The 18543-nt window shown below is 40.2% G+C and carries 13 protein-coding genes and 1 pseudogene; 4 read left to right on the forward strand and 10 right to left on the reverse strand.

The genetic code is table 11. The features are described from left to right. The first annotated feature begins 16 nt into the window (after positions 1-16). Positions 17-499: an S-ribosylhomocysteine lyase gene (locus PAN07_RS13920; protein ID WP_000032547.1), complete on the forward strand. Its 483-nt coding sequence runs from the start codon at positions 17-19 to the stop codon at positions 497-499. 60 nt (positions 500-559) lie between these two features. On the opposite strand, the gene PAN07_RS13925 is transcribed toward PAN07_RS13920, so the two are convergent. Beyond that, entirely contained in the window at positions 560-2665 is a 2106-nt protein-coding gene (locus PAN07_RS13925; RefSeq protein WP_247933469.1) for an ATP-dependent Clp protease ATP-binding subunit, read from the reverse strand. 351 nt (positions 2666-3016) lie between these two features. Then, positions 3017-5341, reverse strand: coding sequence for a formate C-acetyltransferase (pflB, locus tag PAN07_RS13930; RefSeq protein ID WP_000260631.1), 2325 nt, complete (start codon positions 5339-5341; stop codon positions 3017-3019). Between the two features lie 343 nt (positions 5342-5684). On the opposite strand from pflB, the gene dinB reads away from it, so the two are divergent. Then, positions 5685-6746: a DNA polymerase IV gene (dinB, locus tag PAN07_RS13935; RefSeq protein WP_269798154.1), complete on the forward strand. Its 1062-nt coding sequence runs from the start codon at positions 5685-5687 to the stop codon at positions 6744-6746. Positions 6747-6892: 146 nt separating this feature from the next. Here dinB and PAN07_RS13940 read toward each other — a convergent pair whose 3' ends face one another. Together PAN07_RS13940 and PAN07_RS13945 are read right to left on the reverse strand one after the other, a co-directional pair. Further along, positions 6893-7738: an undecaprenyl-diphosphate phosphatase gene (locus tag PAN07_RS13940; protein WP_049501842.1), complete on the reverse strand. Its 846-nt coding sequence runs from the start codon at positions 7736-7738 to the stop codon at positions 6893-6895. A gap of 60 nt (positions 7739-7798) precedes the next feature. After that, the gene (locus tag PAN07_RS13945; RefSeq protein WP_261030720.1) at positions 7799-9688 is read right to left on the reverse strand and encodes a DUF2207 domain-containing protein; all 1890 of its coding nucleotides are present in this window, start codon (positions 9686-9688) and stop codon (positions 7799-7801) included. A 139-nt stretch (positions 9689-9827) separates the two neighbouring features. On the opposite strand from PAN07_RS13945, the gene PAN07_RS13950 reads away from it, so the two are divergent. Beyond that, positions 9828-11393 carry an ABC transporter substrate-binding protein/permease gene (locus PAN07_RS13950; RefSeq protein ID WP_033685559.1) on the forward strand — a complete coding sequence of 522 codons (1566 nt, stop codon included), beginning with the start codon at positions 9828-9830 and terminating at the stop codon, positions 11391-11393. Further along, positions 11393-12133 carry an amino acid ABC transporter ATP-binding protein gene (locus PAN07_RS13955; RefSeq protein ID WP_000189477.1) on the forward strand — a complete coding sequence of 247 codons (741 nt, stop codon included), beginning with the start codon at positions 11393-11395 and terminating at the stop codon, positions 12131-12133. The genes PAN07_RS13950 and PAN07_RS13955 overlap by 1 nt, the downstream gene beginning before the upstream one ends. 90 nt (positions 12134-12223) lie before the next feature. Here PAN07_RS13955 and PAN07_RS13960 read toward each other — a convergent pair whose 3' ends face one another. From PAN07_RS13960 to fusA, 6 genes and pseudogenes are all read right to left on the reverse strand, one after another. After that, positions 12224-12439, reverse strand: coding sequence for a hypothetical protein (locus PAN07_RS13960; protein ID WP_001130035.1), 216 nt, complete (start codon positions 12437-12439; stop codon positions 12224-12226). An 837-nt stretch (positions 12440-13276) separates the two neighbouring features. Continuing rightward, complete coding sequence (gene ilvA, locus PAN07_RS13965) at positions 13277-14527, reverse strand: threonine ammonia-lyase IlvA (protein WP_000952975.1); 1251 nt, start codon at positions 14525-14527, stop codon at positions 13277-13279. Between the two features lie 113 nt (positions 14528-14640). Further along, positions 14641-15663 carry a ketol-acid reductoisomerase gene (gene ilvC / locus PAN07_RS13970; protein ID WP_000290683.1) on the reverse strand — a complete coding sequence of 341 codons (1023 nt, stop codon included), beginning with the start codon at positions 15661-15663 and terminating at the stop codon, positions 14641-14643. 168 nt (positions 15664-15831) lie between these two features. Continuing rightward, positions 15832-16308, reverse strand: a complete 477-nt coding sequence (gene ilvN / locus PAN07_RS13975; protein ID WP_001253803.1) for an acetolactate synthase small subunit — start codon at positions 16306-16308, stop codon at positions 15832-15834. After that, positions 16301-18001, reverse strand: coding sequence for an acetolactate synthase large subunit (locus PAN07_RS13980; RefSeq protein WP_000411735.1), 1701 nt, complete (start codon positions 17999-18001; stop codon positions 16301-16303). The genes ilvN and PAN07_RS13980 overlap by 8 nt, the downstream gene beginning before the upstream one ends. Positions 18002-18316: 315 nt before the next feature. Further along, positions 18317-18543, reverse strand: a pseudogene (gene fusA / locus PAN07_RS13985) (elongation factor G); the annotation flags it as partial.

The following is an 18543-nucleotide window of genomic DNA, read 5'->3' on the forward strand; positions in this document are numbered from 1 at the left end:
ACTGAAAGGATTTACCATGTCAAAAGAAGTTATTGTTGAAAGTTTTGAACTTGACCACACTATTGTTAAAGCACCTTATGTCCGCTTGATTGGGGAAGAAACTGGACCAAAAGGAGACATCATCTCTAATTATGATATTCGCTTAGTGCAACCAAACGAAGACTCAATCCCTACTGCCGGCCTTCACACCATCGAGCACCTCTTGGCAAAACTCATCCGTACCCGCATTGACGGTATGATTGACTGTTCGCCATTTGGCTGTCGCACAGGCTTCCACATGATTATGTGGGGACGCCATACCAGCGCTGAGATTGCGGCAGTTATCAAGGATTCGCTCAAGGAAATCGCTGAAACTACTACTTGGGAAGATGTTCCAGGGACAACGATCGAATCTTGCGGAAACTACAAGGACCACAGCCTCTTTTCTGCTAAAGAATGGGCGAAACTCATCCTAGAACAAGGAATCTCAGATGATGCCTTTGAACGTCATGTTATTTAAACACAAAAGGAACCAGTTTTTGTCAGCTGGTTCCTTCTTTTTTATTCTCAGAATCTTGAGTTAGGCTTTTTCACGAATAACTAAACCACCATCTTCCATGTCTGCTTCCAAATGTTTGGCATCTAGATGATCCAAGTGGAAGTCTGTTACCTTATCACGAATTTGTTGTTCAACCACGCGACGGAGAGGACGAACACCCATAACTTCGTCATAGCCTTCTTCTGTGATATAGTCTTTAGCCGCTTGACTGACTACCAAATCAATGTCCTTCTTAGCCAAGGTTTGGTTGACTTCAGCCAACATCAAGTCCACAATCTTAGAAAGGTCTTCCTTCGTCAAGTGTGAGAACTCGATAACTGCGTTAAAGCGGTTAAGGAACTCTGGACGGAAGAATGGTTTCAAACGATCCATCAACTCTGGTTTATCTGCATCTTCTGTCAAGTTGGCTTCATAGCCAAATCCAGCATTTGACGTTGCAATAATGACAGTATTCTTGAAGTTCACCGTATTTCCTTGACCATCTGTCAAACGACCGTCATCCAAGACTTGGAGGAGAAGAGTGATCACTTGGGGATCAGCCTTTTCAATTTCGTCCAAGAGAATAATAGAGTAAGGATTGCGACGAACACGTTCTGTCAAGGTATTGCTATTGTCATCATATCCTACATATCCGGCTGTTGTACCGATCAATTTAGAAACGGCTGTTCGGTCACTGTATTCTGACATGTCCAAACGGATGATAGCATCTTTCGTTCCGAACATATCAAGAGCCAATTGTTTAGCCAACTCAGTCTTACCAACACCAGTAGGACCTACAAAGAGGAAGCTACCGATTGGGCGATTTCCTTCATCAAAACCAGCACGGTTACGACGGATAGCTTTTGCTACTGCTTCAACGGCCTTATCTTGACCAATAACTTTCGTCTGCAAACGATGACCCATATCTTTCAAACGTTCGATGTCCGTAGCCCCCATTTGAGATACTGGAATACCCGTCATACGTTCTACAGATTCAGCCACATCGTTGACACTTGCAGTCACTTTCATATCTTCTGTATGGTTTTCGATTTTCTTTTCCAATTCTGCGATGCGTGTTTTATAGTTTAGAGCTGCTTCAAAATCTTCTGCCTCAACTGCTTTTTCTTGCTTGTCTTTTTCCGCCTCAATTTCACGTTCAACAGCATGAACATCTGTTACTGGATGTTGTGCCGCCAAGTGAGCTGCCGTTACGTCCACAAGGTCAATAGCCTTATCTGGCAAGCTACGTTGAGGAATATACTGAACAGAATAATCCACCGCTGCTTTCAAAACTTCGTCTGGCAAGATGACATTGTGGTGTTGTTGATAGAGGTCACGAATTCCTTGAAGAATTTTAAAAGTATCCTCTGCTGAAGGAGCATTGACCTTGACTTCGTTGAAACGACGAGCAAGGGCTGCATTTTTCAAGATAGTATTACGGTATTCATCTTGAGTAGTTGCGCCAATCACTGTCAATTCTCCACGTGAAAGAGCTGGTTTCAAGATATCAGCAAGACCTTTAGACCCTTGACCATCACCTGTGCTACCAGCACCGAGAATTTGATGAATTTCATCAAAGAAGAGAATGATATTTCCCGCTTCTTTTACTTCATTGACTAGGTTTTGAACGTTTTCTTCAAAACTACCACGGTATTGAGTCCCAGCCTCAAGACCTGAGATATCAATGGAAATAATTTCTTTATTCTTAATGGCGGCTGGAACATCACCGTTTACAATAGCTTGTGCCAAACCTTCGACAACGGCTGTCTTACCAACACCTGCGTCTCCAACCAAAACAGGATTGTTCTTAGTACGGCGTGAGAGGATTTCAGATGTCTCTTGAATTTCCTTGTTTCGTCCGATAACAGGATCCAACTTGCCCTCACGCGCTTCTGCTGTCAAATTTCGACCCAGTTTAGCAAGGACACCATCTTGTTTCATACCTGAAACCTGTTGTGGCATTTGGCCATCAACGTCTGCATTTCCTGGCAATTGACCAGTTGCACGATAGTGAGCAAATTCCTCAGGTGTCACTTCACGTCCATTAATCAAGTAACGGCGATTTTCAGAACTGTATCCTCGCATACCACCCATCAATTGGTTAAATAAATCATCCATGTTGTTAAAATTATTAAAGTTGTTGTTCATATTCTTTACCTCATTTTATTATTTATTATTACTGATATTGACTATCTTTGACCTTTATTTTAAAAAATTTAGACTAGCTAAATCGCTACTCTACGTACTATTTCTGGTTTTTCTTTTTCAAGCAGGAGTAGACTATCTTTACTTCTAAAGATTTCTAGATTAAACATAGACCCCACCTCTTTCTATTTTACTTTAAATAAGTGTTCTAGTAAGGTTTTCATTTACCTTACGTTCATAATATACTACATTAGTCAAAAAAGGTCAAGATATTTGACTTTAATTGACCAATAAATTTTACAAAAAGAAGAACTAGCTTTTAACTAGTCCTTCTTTGTATTATTTTATATAATCTTAACTCAATGCATCCAAGGCATCATCCATTGAAAGAACTTCGTGGAATACACGTTGTGTCAATTCAGTTTTTTGCTCTGGAGTGAGGTATTTAGTGTTTACACAGTATCCAGAGATACGTACGATAACGTCTTCACCTGACATGATTTTTTCGTAAACATCGTTCAAGTCCATAACGTTCAAGTTAACGTGTTGTCCACCGTTTTCAAAGTAACCATCAAGGATTGTTACCAAGTTATCAACTTGTTCATCACGAGTCTTACCAAGAGCACGTGGAGAAACCTGAGTAGTCAATGAGATACCATCAGCTGCATAACTAAAGTCAAGGCTAGAAAGTGAATTCAAGTTTTGCAACCATCCACCTTTAGCTTTGTTAGATGGGTTAGCACCTGGTGAGAAGAATTCAAGTTTAGACAAGTTCACAGAACCATCTTCATTGAGGTATACACCTTTGTGGACTGGTGAGTTACCAGTTTGTTTAGAGTAAGCAACATTAGATGTGATTGTCAAAAGTGATACAGTAGCTTCTGCGTCTTTGTAAAGTTTGTGGCTACGTAGACGAGTTGTGTAAGCTTCGATCAACCATTCTGCCAATTCGTTTGAACGTGGGTCATCTTCACCCCAACGTGGATATTCACCGATTGTTTCGTAATCGTAGATGTAGCCATTTTCGTCACGGATTGGTTTAACTGTAGCGTATTTGATAGCTGACAATGTGTCAACAGTGTTGGCAAATCCACAGATACCGAATCCCATGTTGGCACGTTGTTTAGTTGGCAAGAATGCCATTTGAACAGCTTCATAGTTGTACTTATCAGTCATGTAGTGAATGATGTTCAAAGCATCTACGTAAGTATCAGTCAACCAGTCAAGAGATTTTTCAAAGTTAGCTTTAACTGATTCGAATTCAAGAACTTCGTCACGGATTGGTTCGATGTCAAATACTTTGTAGTCTTTGTGAACATCGTCGTAACCACCGTTCAAACCAGTAAGAAGGGCTTTCAATACGTTTACACGAGCACCGAAGTACTGGATGTTGTGGCGTTGTTCTTCATTTTCTGGGTCAAGCGGAGACACACAGCATGAGATACAGCTCATTTCACCATATCCGTCTTTAGCCATTGTTGTTACACCTTCGTATTGGATAGAAGAGTGTTTGTGGCTCATGTGCATACAGTAGCGACGGAAGTTGTATGGCAATTTATCAGTCCAAAGAACTGTCAAGTTTGGTTCTGGAGAGTTACCGATGTTGTCAAGAGTGTTCAAGAAACGGTAGTCCATCTTAGTAACACGGTGACGACCGTCGTTACCCATACCAGCCATAGAAGTTGTGATGAAAGTTGGGTCACCTGAGTACAATTGGTCATAAGCTTTTGTACGAGCAAATTTAACTGTACGAAGTTTCATAACAAAATCATCAACGAATTCTTGGATTTCTGATTCAGTAAATGTACCACGAGCAAGGTCACGTTCTGCAAAGATGTCCAATACGATTGGCACACGACCTAGAGATGTAGCAGCACCGTTGATAACACGGCAGACAGACATGAAGGCGATGTTAACCCATTGGATAGCTTCTTTAACGTTCATCGCTGGTTTGCGAACGTCAACTCCGTAAAGGTCACCCAAGCGAACAACTTGTTGCAATGCTTGGTATTGAAGATTGATTTCTTCACGAAGACGGATTGTTTCTTCATCGATTTCTTCGATTGCATTCCAGTCGTTTACTTTTTCTTGCATCAAGTAGTCTGCACCGTAAAGAGCAAGACGTGCGTAAACACCGATGATACGTCCGCGTGAGTATGCATCTGGAAGACCAGTTACAGTGTGAGCGTGACGAGCGCGACGAATGTTTGAAGTGTAAGCACGGAAAATACCGTCGTTAACTGTTGTTACGTATTTAGTGAAGATTTCGTGAACAGCTGGGTCTGGTTCGTATCCATTTTCCTTCAAAGTAGTTTCAGCCATACGGATACCACCTTTTGGCATGAAGTTCAATTTGAAGAGTTCGTCATTTTGGATACCGAAGATAACTTCGTTTTCTTTATCGATAAATCCTGCTGGGATATCAGCGATAGATGTTGGACGAGTGTCCATTGGGAAACGAGTTTCTTCGTAGTGAGCCTTAGTTTCTTCTACAATTTTTTTGATGTGAAGTGAACGTTCTGTTGGTCCTGCAAGGAAGCTTTCGTCTCCATCGTAAGGTGTGTAGTTAGCTTGTACGAAGCGTGATACACTTGCTTTTTCTTTCCAATCTACGCCTTTGAAGCCTTCCCAAGCTTTGTCAAAAATATCTTGTGCTTCAACAACTGTCTTAACAACCATGTTAATGTCCTCTTTTTTCTTTCTAGTAACAGTCATCTGTTACATTCATGAGACAAGTATACCATACAGTAACCGATTTCAACAAGCGAAAAATCCCTGTTTTTACACTTTCTTTTCTAAAACAGTCTATATTTCATCCCAAACTGTATTATATTTTTGAAAAAAATAAAGCCTTTTTTCTTTTTTTCAGAAAAAAGGGTATAATAAAAGAAAATAAGCAGTAATACTCAATGAAAATCAAAAAGCAAACTAGGAAGCTAGCCACAGACAGTACTTGAGTACGGCAAGGCGAAGCTGACGTGGTTTGAATTTGATTTTCGAAGAGTATAAAAAGGTGCTAGGCATGTTGATTTTCCCTTTATTAAATGATTTATCAAGAAAGATCATCCATATTGACATGGATGCCTTTTTTGCTGCGGTGGAAATCAGAGATAATCCTAAACTCAGAGGAAAACCTGTCATTATCGGCAGTGACCCTCGGCAAACAGGTGGGCGTGGTGTCGTGTCCACTTGTAGCTATGAGGCGCGCGCTTTTGGTGTCCATTCAGCCATGAGTTCCAAGGAAGCCTATGAGCGTTGCCCCCAGGCCGTCTTTATCTCAGGGAATTATGAAAAATACAAGTCTGTGGGATTCCAGATTCGAACTATCTTTAAGCGCTATACAGATTTGATTGAACCTATGAGTATTGACGAAGCCTATTTGGATGTAACAGAAAATAAACTCGGTATCAAGTCAGCGGTCAAAATTGCTCGCCTCATTCAAGAGGATATCTGGCAGGAACTTCATCTAACTGCTTCTGCCGGTGTTTCCTACAATAAATTCTTAGCTAAAATGGCCAGTGATTATCAAAAACCACATGGTTTGACAGTGATTCTACCTGACCAAGCTGAGGATTTTCTCAAACAAATGGATATTTCCAAGTTTCATGGAGTGGGAAAAAAGACAGTAGAACGTCTTCATCAAATGGGAGTTTTTACTGGCGCTGACCTACTTGAAGTCCCTGAGGTAACCCTAATAGACCGCTTTGGCAGACTGGGCTATGACCTTTATCGAAAGGCTCGAGGTATCCACAATTCCCCAGTTAAATCCAATCGCATCCGTAAATCAATTGGGAAGGAGAAAACCTATGGAAAGATTCTCCGTGTCGAGGAGGACATCAAAAAAGAGCTGACTCTCCTATCAGAAAGGGTCGCTCTCAATCTCAATCAGCAAGAAAAAGCTGGAAAAATTGTCATTTTGAAAATCCGCTACGAAGACTTTTCAACTCTTACTAAACGAAAAAGTCTGGCCCAAAAAACACAGGATGCTAGTCAGATAAGCCAAATTGCCCTGCAACTCTATGAAGAGTTAAGCGAGAAAGAAAGAGGTGTCCGCCTGCTGGGGATTACCCTGACTGGATTTTAATACTCTTCGAAAATCTCTTCAAACCACGTCAGCTCTATCTGCAACCTCAAAACAGTGTTTTGAGCAACCTGCGGCTAGCTTCCTAGTTTGCTCTTTGATTTTCATTGAGTATAAAACCTTGAAGAGCTGCCCCTTCAAGGTTTTTCTTATACAAATAAACGAACAAAGCTATAAAGTAGCAAGACACTACCAAGCACGATACGGTATTTACCGAAAAGGGTAAAGTCGTGTTTTTTCACATAACTTGTCAAGAAACGAATAGCGATCATGCTGACCGCAAAGGCGACTCCCATCGCAACCAAGAGCAAGAACAATTGTCCAAAGCTCAAGAGCTGTCCTGCTTTCACAAATTTGAAAATCTTTAATGCGCTAGCTCCAAACATAACTGGAATTCCAAGATAGAAGGTAAATTCTGTCACAACAGAACGACTAGTTCCATTCAACAAACCACCGACAATCGTTGCTCCTGAACGGCTAGTCCCTGGTAAAAGAGCAAGAACTTGGAAGAGTCCGATATAGAAGGCTGTCGTATAAGGAAGCTTGTCCAACTCTGTTACACTTGGTTCAATAGCACGAGCTTTATTTCGCTTTTCCAAATAGATAAAGGCAATCCCATAAATAATCAACATGAGAGCAACTGAAACCATATTATGGAAGTGAGTATCAAACCAATCATCAAATTTAAAGACGGCAAGCAAAGGTAAAGTGGCAACCAAGACCTTCAACCACAGTCTCCAAGTCTTACGAACTTCCTGCTTATCCTTAGTCGGTTTGAAAGGATTGAGCTTGTTAAAGTAAATCACCATAACCGCTAAAATCGCACCAAGCTGAATCACGACATTAAACATGGACATAAAAGATTCATTCTGATTTTGGTATTGGATAAACTCCTCTGCTAAAATCAAGTGACCTGTACTGGAAATCGGCAACCATTCCGTAATTCCTTCAACAATACCGAAGAAGATAGATTTTAAAATTTCAATAAGATACATAGATTACTCCTTTTTCTATCTTCCATTATAGCATATTTTTTCAGTCTGTGACATCTCTCTTTAAAAGGCACCGATACTGCCCCCGCCGCCACCTCCGGAGAAGCCACCACCAGAACTTCCATTTCCAGAAGATACGGAATAGGTACTTGCTGTGTTTGCGACATTGGCATAATGGCTCATTTGTGCTGTTGAATGATAAAACATATTGTGCCAGCCATAAGCTACATAGAGATTGATATCTGGATTTTCCACTTGAATCTGATGAACCTTCATCAAATGACTGACCTTGTCTGCATAGCCAAATAAAGTCGCATAAACCAAGAGGCGATTCCAGACCACAATACTTTCCAATTCAGCCTGATCCAATCGTGCAATCTCACGCAACATATTTTCAAAACTGGTCCAGAGATAGTATACTTCTGCTCCTGCTTCATTTAGGACACCATCACGATTATCTAATCGAAGCTTCCAATAATAGAAAACAGCCAAAACCAAACCTAGAAAACCAAGTATTGGCAAGAGGAGGTAAAGATAGCCATAAACATCCAAACTGTACAAGAACAAACCAAATCCGATAAATAGGGGCAAGATAGTCAAGACCCCCATACCCACTTGCAAGGCCTTTTCCCCACCAGTTAAAGGACGGTAGTAATCCGGAAGCCCCCAGAAGGTAACTCTATTTCTCACTCCTTCTTGCATCTCTTTCAATACTTCTTCAAAAGAAGATTTGAGCTGACGCCCCTTTGCTTGAATCCGTTTTTCATCAGAAACTTTTGCTCTACGATAAAGACTATCAGATACCTTGTAATCCGCAAACAAATTGGAAAGAGTTTCTTCTTTTTTGCCTGAAAAAGCCAGATTTAGACAGTCTTTCTCAAAACTTGACAAACCATCTTCTTTTACTAGCTTCAAACCAACTGCATCTCCTTCTGAAATGATAGAAACATTCCCACGGTCTATCACATCTAGCAAGGTAGCTTGAATAAGTTGGTCAAAGGTAAATTTACCTGCTCCTTTTGTTAGAGGACTCACTTCTTCCAAGGAGGTCGAGTAGACTGCTTCTGATAAAACCATAGGCTCTAATTCCATTGGTGGTTCATAGATACGATGATTTTTGGCATATTTGACGGAAGGAGTGGTCTTTCTTCTATAGATGAAATAGAAGCAAATACTCAATAACAAGGAGATAGAAAGTATCGAAGGGAAGACCCAAGTAACGAGTTGTTTACTTTGCTCTTTTTCTTTAAAAATCGAGTCTTCTATCTTATTAAACTCTTCTAAACGATTTCCTTTCAATCCCTGATCCCTAGCGCTAGCAAAATCAGTTCGAGGCCAGTAGGCATGCAATTCAACTCCCCGCTTAGGCGGAAGATTGTCTAAACGGATAGTATAATCAAGGTTACTCTTTTCAACCGTTCCCTCTCTAAAAAGTTTCCCTGTATGGAAAAAGAGTTTTTCAGCCCCCTTGTCTCCCCTTACATGAAATTCAAACTTTCCAATAGCTCCTGAACTATCTGTCAGAGGTTGCCAATTTAATTCAGCGATGTCATCATAAAGGAAAAGTAAATTCTTTAAGTTCCAAACGAGGTCAACTTCAACTGTGTCGCCTTCTTGACCTGAATTGTAGACTTTCACAGTATAACCATTCGCCTCTTCTGTCACTTCGCTAGTAACGTCTGTCAGTTCAGCACCGTTTTTCGAGGCCTGAACCTTTGGTTGAGGATCTATCTCAAATCCGCTAGGCATCTTGCCAGCACGTCCAAGTCCCACGATTTGCCCCTTAAAGTCCTCCTCAAACTGGTAAACTATCTTCTGTCTAAATTCTGCCGTATTGTCTGCATGAATATACAAATCTCCTTGATAAGAGTTTATCTTAAAATCAATGGCAAAAACCGAGAGTGGAAACATACAAAACAAACAAAATAACAGCAAGAAAAAAGTTTTTTTCATCAACTAAGTCCCCTTTTTTATCTTTGCTATCATTATATCATTTTTTCATAAGTAAGGGCTTACCTATGTTGAAAAATAGAGTTTTTTTCGATAAAATAGGAGGCAGTTATTTTTTAATAGATTAGAAATAGGAGAAATCATGAGAAAAATATACTTATCTATTTTCACAAGTCTCTTGCTGATGCTGGGACTTGTCAATGTTGCCCAAGCCGATGAATATTTACGCATCGGGATGGAAGCAGCATATGCTCCCTTTAACTGGACTCAGGATGATGATAGCAATGGGGCTGTCAAAATCGATGGGACTAACCAGTATGCTAACGGATACGATGTTCAAATCGCCAAGAAAATCGCTAAGGACTTAGGTAAAGAACCTTTGGTTGTTAAAACAAAGTGGGAAGGTCTAGTTCCTGCCCTTACTTCTGGTAAGATTGACATGATTATCGCAGGTATGAGTCCTACTGCCGAACGCAAACAAGAAATTGCATTTTCAAGCAGTTACTACACTAGCGAACCAGTTTTGCTTGTCAAAAAAGATTCTGCCTACGCAAGTGCTAAATCTTTGGATGACTTTAACGGTGCGAAAATCACTTCTCAACAAGGTGTCTACCTCTACGACTTGATTGCACAAATCCCGGGCGCTAAAAAAGAAACAGCCATGGGAGACTTCGCTCAAATGCGCCAAGCTCTTGAGGCTGGTGTCATCGATGCTTATGTTTCTGAACGCCCAGAAGCTCTGACTGCCGAAGCTGCTAACTCTAAGTTTAAAATGGTTCAAGTAGAACCAGGTTTCAAAACGGGGGAAGAAGATACAGCTATCGCCATTGGACTTCGTAAAGATGACAACCGTATTAGCCAAATCAATGCCAGCATTGAAACCATTTCAAAAGACGATCAAGTTGCCTTGATGGATCGTATGATCAAGGAACAACCTGCCGAAGCTACAACAACTGAAGAGACTAGCAGTAGTTTCTTTAGCCAAGTCGCTAAAATTCTTTCTGAAAACTGGCAACAACTTTTGCGTGGTGCTGGTGTCACTCTTTTAATCTCTATCGTCGGAACCATCACAGGTCTCATTATCGGCCTTGCCATTGGTGTCTTCCGTACTGCTCCTCTATCTGAGAATAAAGCCATTTATGGTCTACAAAAACTAGTCGGCTGGATCCTCAATGTCTACATTGAAATTTTCCGTGGTACACCTATGATTGTTCAATCGATGGTTATCTACTATGGAACTGCCCAAGCTTTCGGTATCAACCTTGACCGTACACTGGCTGCTATCTTCATCGTTTCGATCAACACCGGTGCCTACATGACTGAAATTGTTCGTGGTGGTATCCTAGCAGTTGACAAGGGACAATTTGAAGCCGCGACTGCTCTTGGTATGACCCATAACCAAACCATGCGTAAGATTGTCCTCCCTCAGGTAGTTCGTAACATCCTACCAGCAACTGGTAATGAATTTGTCATCAATATCAAAGATACATCTGTATTGAACGTTATCTCGGTTGTCGAACTTTACTTCTCAGGAAATACCGTAGCAACACAAACCTATCAATACTTCCAGACATTTACAATCATCGCCGTGATTTACTTTGTCCTCACCTTCACCGTAACACGTATCCTACGATTCATCGAACGCCGCATGGACATGGATACCTATACTACAGGTGCTAACCAAATGCAAACGGAGGATTTGAAATAATGACACAAGCAATCCTTGAAATTAAACACCTCAAAAAATCCTATGGACAAAACGAAGTGCTAAAAGACATTTCTCTAACTGTTCACAAGGGTGAAGTTATCTCTATCATCGGAAGCTCTGGAAGCGGAAAATCAACCTTCCTACGCTCCATTAACCTACTTGAAACTCCAACTGATGGACAAATCCTTTATCATGGACAAAACGTTCTCGAAAAAGGCTATGACCTCACACAATACCGTGAAAAGTTGGGAATGGTTTTCCAATCCTTTAACCTCTTTGAAAATCTTAACGTACTTGAAAACACAATTGTCGCTCAGACAACTGTCCTTAAACGCGAACGTACAGAAGCTGAAAAGATTGCCAAAGAAAACCTAGAAAAGGTCGGCATGGGAGAACGCTACTGGCAAGCCAAACCAAAACAACTCTCAGGTGGTCAAAAACAACGTGTAGCCATCGCTCGTGCCCTTTCAATGAATCCGGACGCCATTCTCTTTGATGAACCAACATCAGCTCTCGATCCAGAAATGGTTGGAGAAGTCCTCAAAATCATGCAAGATCTGGCTCAGGAAGGCTTGACTATGATTGTCGTAACCCACGAAATGGAATTCGCCCGTGACGTCTCTCACCGTGTTATCTTTATGGATAAGGGTGTGATTGCTGAAGAAGGCAAACCAGAAGACCTCTTCACCAATCCTAAAGAAGACCGTACAAAAGAATTCCTTCAACGCTATCTCAAATAAAAAGAAAAGGCTGCATCAACCGTGCAGTCTTTTTACTAGCCAAAAAATGAAAAGGCAGACCCTATTCAAGAATCCACCATTATCCAAAGATTAATCTTCAAATTTTTCATGATTTTTATCATAGAAATCAATTAAACCTAGAGCCGTTTCAAACGAAATATTTTTAACTTTTGCACGCCCCTGAGCTAGAGCAATGATAGACATTTCACGCGCATTCGTTTCTTTAGAGATACGGTAGCCTGTGATTTTCTTATCACGAACCCAGCCAACAACTGATTCTACTTTTTCAAAGTTTGACTTAGCCATGTCTTTCTCCTATTTTCTTATTTACGATATCTAATTGTATACGCTTTTATGCTTTTTGTCAATAAAAAAACATATATTCAATAAAATAAACGCCCTTATTTTTACTTACTATCTTATTAAAGCTGATAATATGTAGGTTTTTCATTGTCGAAAACAATTTTTATAGTTCTTTAAAATAACTGTATTATTAAATCTTATTTATGTAATAATATTCGTATTTGACAGATGCTGATTCTCGATAATCTAGACATATTCTAATCTTATTTCATATTATTTATTCCACTGTAAAACAAAAAAATTTGACAAAATAATCTTCTGCTCTAAACCATTTCTAACGAGTATTTTTCTCCTTTTAGACTTTTTCATGTCTGCACCAGCATTCAATCATTTGGTCAACTGTACCAGTTATTTACTTTATCAAGTTTACTTTTTATTTCTCCTACCCATTAAAATACAAATAGCTAGGAAACCGTAGTATTCTATGCTTCATTTTTTTACTGTTTTCATCTTACGAATATTCCATCACTCTTCTCAGTAATCTCAGTATAATAAGGCATCTCATTAGTATTGATTATTTTTTCTAATCCCTATTATATTTAGCTAAATTTCAGATTAGCTATATATAAAATAGTAGATTTCAAAAAACTCCTAACATATAACAAGTAATTTTACTCCCTTACTATAAACTGAATCAAAAAAACATAGGTACTATAATGAGTTATGATAGAAATAGCGTAATCGATTTCCTAAGTCCATAGGAATCGCCCCCTTTCTTCATCTTCATTATAGCACCTATACATCAATTGTGCAAATAATATGATATTTTTTTATTAGTCCTCAGACAAGCATATTATAGAGCGTTTCGTTACCATTTAAGTTAATATAAGCTGGATCAAAACCTTCCATTCGACGAATCAAGCCTGCATAATCATGCTTATCTGCCAAGGCAATCCCAATCAATACTGGGCCTGTCCCCTTGCTAGCTCGTTTGATATACTCAAAACGTGTGATATCATCATTTGGCCCCAAGATATCATTTACAAACTCACGCAAAGCCCCCGGACGCTGTGGAAAATTAACCACAAAGTAATGCTTGATCCCATCATAAATCAAGGCACGCTCTTCCATTTCCGGCATACGGTTGATATCATTATTTCCTCCAGAAATGATACAACAAATGGTTTTCCCCTTGATATATTCAGCCAACACCTCTAGAGAGGCGATACTAGCAGCTCCAGCAGGTTCTGCGACAATCCCTTGCTTAGAGTAGAGGTCAATCAAGGTTTCAGAAATCAATCCCTCATCGACACCTACTAAGGTTTGAACATGTTGACGAGTTGCTTCATAGGTCAACTGACCTACCTTTTGCACAGCAATCCCATCCGCAAATTTGTCAATTTCTTTGAGTTTAACAGGTCCACCAGCTTCAAAAGCAGCCTTCATGGAACGTGCTCCATTAGCCTCTACCCCAATGACTTCAATTTCTGGACTTGTTTCCTTGATATAGGTAGAAACCCCAGCAATGAGACCACCGCCGCCAACAGGGACCAAAACAGCATCAAAATCAATCGATTCTTTTCGAGCCTCTTCTAAAATCTCATAAGCAACTGTCCCTTGACCTGCCTGAACATGGGCATCATCAAAAGGATCAATAAAAGTACGATTTTCAGAAACTGTAAATTCTTGAGCTGCTTTGGCTGAGGCATCAAAAGTATCTCCAACTAATTTAATAGTCACGAAGTCCCCACCAAAAAAGCGAACTTGTCCAATTTTTTGTTGCGGAGTTGTAATTGGCATAAAAATAGTAGCAGGAATTTTCATCTCATTACAAGTATAGGCAACTCCCTGCGCATGATTCCCCGCAGAAGCACAGACTACCCCACGCTCACGCTCTTCCTTGCTGAGCTGCGAAATGGCATAATAGGCACCACGGATCTTAAAAGAACGAACACGTTGAGCATTTTCCTTTTTCAAATAAATCTTAGCACCATACTTCTCCGATAAATAATGGTCATAATCCAGTGGTGTATTAACGACCACACCATTCAAGACCTTATGAGCCTTGATTATATCTTTTGAACTTAACATCATTTTCTCCTAGACTATTTCATACTTATCTCAATCCATCCTTTTAAAAAGAGATGAATTGATTATAAAAGCGAGTTAGTCCCCCAACTCGCCTTCACCTTAATTTCTATCAATTAGTTATAGATTTTAAATGCATCATCGTCATTTTTACCAACGAATGGCATTGCTTTACGCAATTCTGCACCAACTTTTTCAATTTCAAGGTTAGCTGCTTGTTCACGGTAAGCAGTCAATTTTGGACGTCCAGCTTTATAGTCATTTACAAAGTCATTTGCAAATTTACCATTTTGGATGTCTGCCAAAACAGCTTTCATGTTTTCTTTAACTTGCTCAGTAATTACACGTGGACCTGATACATAGTCACCGTACTCAGCAGTGTTTGAAATTGATTGACGCATTTTCTTGAATCCACCTTCGTAGATCAAGTCGACGATCAATTTCATTTCGTGAAGAACTTCAAAGTAAGCCAATTCTGGAGCGTAACCTGCTTCTGTCAAGACTTCGAAACCTGCTTCGATAAGGGCAGTCAAACCACCACAAAGTACAGCTTGTTCACCAAACAAATCTTCTTCAGTTTCTTCTTTGTAAGTTGTTTCAAGAAGACCTACACGAGCTGCTCCAACACCTTTACACCAGTCCATAGCAATGTTTTTAGCATTTCCTGTTGCATCTTGATATACTGCGTAAAGAGCTGGAACACCAAATCCTTCTTCATAAGTACGACGTACCAAGTGTCCTGGTCCTTTAGGAGCACACATAAAGACATCTACATCCGCAGGAACTTTGATAAACTCAAAGTGGATATTGAAACCATGAGCAAATCCAACTGCATTTCCAGCTTCCAAGTTTGGAGCGATTTCTGCTTCGTACAATTCTTGTTGGATTTCGTCTGGTGCCAAAATCATGATAACGTCAGCCAATTTAGTTGCTTCTGCTACTGTGTAAGTGTCAAATCCATCTTCTTTTGCTTTGTCAAAAGATTTACCTGGACGTACACCGATGATGACATCACGACCTGAGTCACGCAAGTTTTGAGCATGCGCATGTCCTTGCGAACCATAACCAATAACGGCGATTTTTTTACCGTCAAGTGCTGCTACTTTAACATCTTTTTCATATTCCATTTGAACTGCCATAGTTTTTCTCTCTTTTCTATTATTTATTGCCTTTTAGGCTGGTTTAACAAATTTAAAATATTTTTATACTCAATGAAAATCAAAGAGCAAATTAGGAAGCTAGCTACAGGCTGTACTTGAGTACGGCAAGGCAAAGCTGACGTGATTTGAAGAGATTTTCGAAGATTATTAATCGCGGGTAAATCCAGTGGCACCCGTTCGAGCAATATTGCGAATACCGTATGGTCGAATGACTCGCAACAGTGCTTCGCTCTTTTCTGCATTTCCTGTCATTTGAATAGTAATCGAGCTTGGCGCTACATCTACCACCGTTGCACGGAAAGGTTGAATAATCGCTAAAATCTCAGCGCGCTTCTCGGCTGGTGCTGACATCTTAACCAAAATTACCTCGCGCTCCAAATGAGGCTTGTCTGTAATATCTCGAATGCGAATCACATCAATCTGACGATTAAGTTGCTTAATGATTTGCTCCACTTCATCATGTGAAGCTACATCAATAATAATGGTGATACGCGATACATTCGGATCTTCTGTTGCTCCAACAGAGATGCTTTCGATATTAACCTGACGACGAGATAGAACGCCAGTAAAACGATTGAGGACTCCTGAACGATTCTGTAGTTTTGCTGTTAACATTCTACGCATGGAACTTCACCCCCAACATCTCATGATTACTCTTACCAGCTGGTACCATTGGTAGCACCTGTTCCTTACGAGAAATATCTACCTCGATTAGCATAGGAACATCCTCAGTGATGACTTCAAGGTCTTGGGCCAAGGTCTCAGGATTGTCAAACTTATAGTTTTTAATTCCATAAGCTTGTGCCATCAATTGAAAATCAGGAAGAGTATCAAAGACCGACTCAGATGTTCTACCTTCATAGAAGGATTCCTGCCACTGGCGAACCATTCCAAGCGAGTGGTTGTTCAGCATAACCACCTTGATTGGCACCTTGTAAATGTTCAAAATAGCCAATTCCTGGTTAGTCATTTGGAAACCGCCATCCCCAACAAACAAGACTACTTCCTTATCTGGATTAGCAATTTTAGCTCCGATTGCTGCTGGAATTCCAAATCCCATCGTTCCCAAACCACCTGAAGTCACTAACTGACGTTCATTTTGGTAGGGATAATACTGAGCTGTCCACATTTGGTGTTGACCAACGTCTGTTACCACAATAGCATCTCCGTTAGTTAATTCACCAATTCGTTCAATAACAGCTTGCGGTTGAACTACACGCTCTTTCTTATCGTAAGAACGAACGCGGTTCTTGTCTTTAGTGACTTTCTCAATCCATTTCTCAGTATTGTTATGAACTGTCGGTTCAGCCAGCAACATTTGCAAAGCTTTCTTAGCATCTCCAACTACAGGAATATCTGCACTGATAATCTTGCCAATCTCGGCTGGGTCAATATCAATATGAGCAACCTTAGCATTCTTAGCGAAGGTCTTAGGATTCCCCGTCAAGCGGTCATCGAAACGACAACCAATACTAATCATAAAGTCCGCTTCCGTCATGGCAATATTAGCTGCAAATGACCCGTGCATGCCTCCCATTCCAAGGAAGAGTGGATGACTCGTTGCAATCGTTCCTTGTCCCAAAAGACTGGTTACCACCGGGATTTGATAGCGTTCTGCAAATTCATTTAATTCTGCAGCTGCTTCAGCATAACTAATCCCCCCACCAGCTAACAAGACTGGTTTTTTAGCCTTGGACAATTGCTTCAAAATTTTCTTGATTTGCATATCATTCGGCTCAAGAGTCGGTTGATAGCTTGGTAGGTTCACTTCTGGTGAATAAATGAAGTCTGTTTCTAAAGCAGATACGTCTTTAGGTAGGTCAATGACGACTGGCCCTGGACGGCCTGTAGTTGCGATATGAACAGCTTCCGTAATAATACGAGGGATATCAGCTGTCTCACGAACTTGGTAATTGTACTTAGTGATTGGCATGGTAATTCCCACGATGTCTGCCTCCTGAAAAGCATCTTTCCCAATCCCTGCTCGCGCAACCTGACCTGTAAAGACCAAAAGGGGAACGCTATCGCTCATGGCATCCGCAATCCCTGTAATGGCATTTGTTGCTCCTGGTCCGCTAGTGACGACGGCAACACCCAACTTTCCAGTTGATTTGGCATAACCTTCAGCTTCATGCAAACAACCTTGCTCATGGCGCCCTAGAATGTGGCGAATGCCTTTAAAATTATATATCGCATCATAAAAAGGCAAGACCGCACCACCAGGATAACCAAAGATGGTATCAATTCCTAAATCACGAAGTGTTTCCAAAACTAGGTCCGACCCCGTCTTAGGAGATTCTAAACTGATTTTCTCCATTGTTCCCCTTTCTCTTCTCTTAAAAATAACTTGTTACTATCATACCATTTTTTCAAAATTTTTCAAGAGAAAAGAAGAAATTTTCTGAATTTTCTATTTTAACGTTTATTTATGAATATTATTCTATTTTTTATAAGTTTTAAAATATAATTCACATTCTTTAGCAATTTATTTGCATTTATATTGTAAATTTCTTTAACTCATTTTTATATGAAATTTTTTTGAGCGCACTGCACGTTTGCAGAGTTAATGAAATTTATAATAACTATACAAAAAGGAAGCCACTAAGTGACTTCCTTCTAGAGTGAGGACTGATTAGTCTTCACCTTTGTTTTTCTTAATGATTTCTTCTTGTACTGACTTAGGTACATCTTCGTAGTGGTCAAATACCATCATGAATGTACCACGTCCTTGAGATGCAGAACGAAGAACTGTTGCGTAACCGAACATTTCAGCAAGTGGAACGTAAGCACGAACGATTTGGCTGTTACCGTGTGCTTCCATACCATCTACACGTCCACGACGAGCAGTTACGTGACCCA

This window comes from Streptococcus sp. SM5 (assembly GCF_027497975.1).

What these genes read in the sequence shown, in the direction of transcription:
- PAN07_RS13920 (WP_000032547.1), top strand. Translation starts at nt 17, where the DNA reads ATGTCAAAAGAAGTTATTGTTGAAAGTTTTGAACTTGACCACACTATT.
- PAN07_RS13925 (WP_247933469.1), bottom strand. Translation starts at nt 2,665, where the DNA reads ATGAACAACAACTTTAATAATTTTAACAACATGGATGATTTATTTAAC.
- pflB (WP_000260631.1), bottom strand. Translation starts at nt 5,341, where the DNA reads ATGGTTGTTAAGACAGTTGTTGAAGCACAAGATATTTTTGACAAAGCT.
- dinB (WP_269798154.1), top strand. Translation starts at nt 5,685, where the DNA reads ATGTTGATTTTCCCTTTATTAAATGATTTATCAAGAAAGATCATCCAT.
- PAN07_RS13940 (WP_049501842.1), bottom strand. Translation starts at nt 7,738, where the DNA reads ATGTATCTTATTGAAATTTTAAAATCTATCTTCTTCGGTATTGTTGAA.
- PAN07_RS13945 (WP_261030720.1), bottom strand. Translation starts at nt 9,688, where the DNA reads ATGAAAAAAACTTTTTTCTTGCTGTTATTTTGTTTGTTTTGTATGTTT.
- PAN07_RS13950 (WP_033685559.1), top strand. Translation starts at nt 9,828, where the DNA reads ATGAGAAAAATATACTTATCTATTTTCACAAGTCTCTTGCTGATGCTG.
- PAN07_RS13955 (WP_000189477.1), top strand. Translation starts at nt 11,393, where the DNA reads ATGACACAAGCAATCCTTGAAATTAAACACCTCAAAAAATCCTATGGA.
- PAN07_RS13960 (WP_001130035.1), bottom strand. Translation starts at nt 12,439, where the DNA reads ATGGCTAAGTCAAACTTTGAAAAAGTAGAATCAGTTGTTGGCTGGGTT.
- ilvA (WP_000952975.1), bottom strand. Translation starts at nt 14,527, where the DNA reads ATGTTAAGTTCAAAAGATATAATCAAGGCTCATAAGGTCTTGAATGGT.
- ilvC (WP_000290683.1), bottom strand. Translation starts at nt 15,663, where the DNA reads ATGGCAGTTCAAATGGAATATGAAAAAGATGTTAAAGTAGCAGCACTT.
- ilvN (WP_001253803.1), bottom strand. Translation starts at nt 16,308, where the DNA reads ATGCGTAGAATGTTAACAGCAAAACTACAGAATCGTTCAGGAGTCCTC.
- PAN07_RS13980 (WP_000411735.1), bottom strand. Translation starts at nt 18,001, where the DNA reads ATGGAGAAAATCAGTTTAGAATCTCCTAAGACGGGGTCGGACCTAGTT.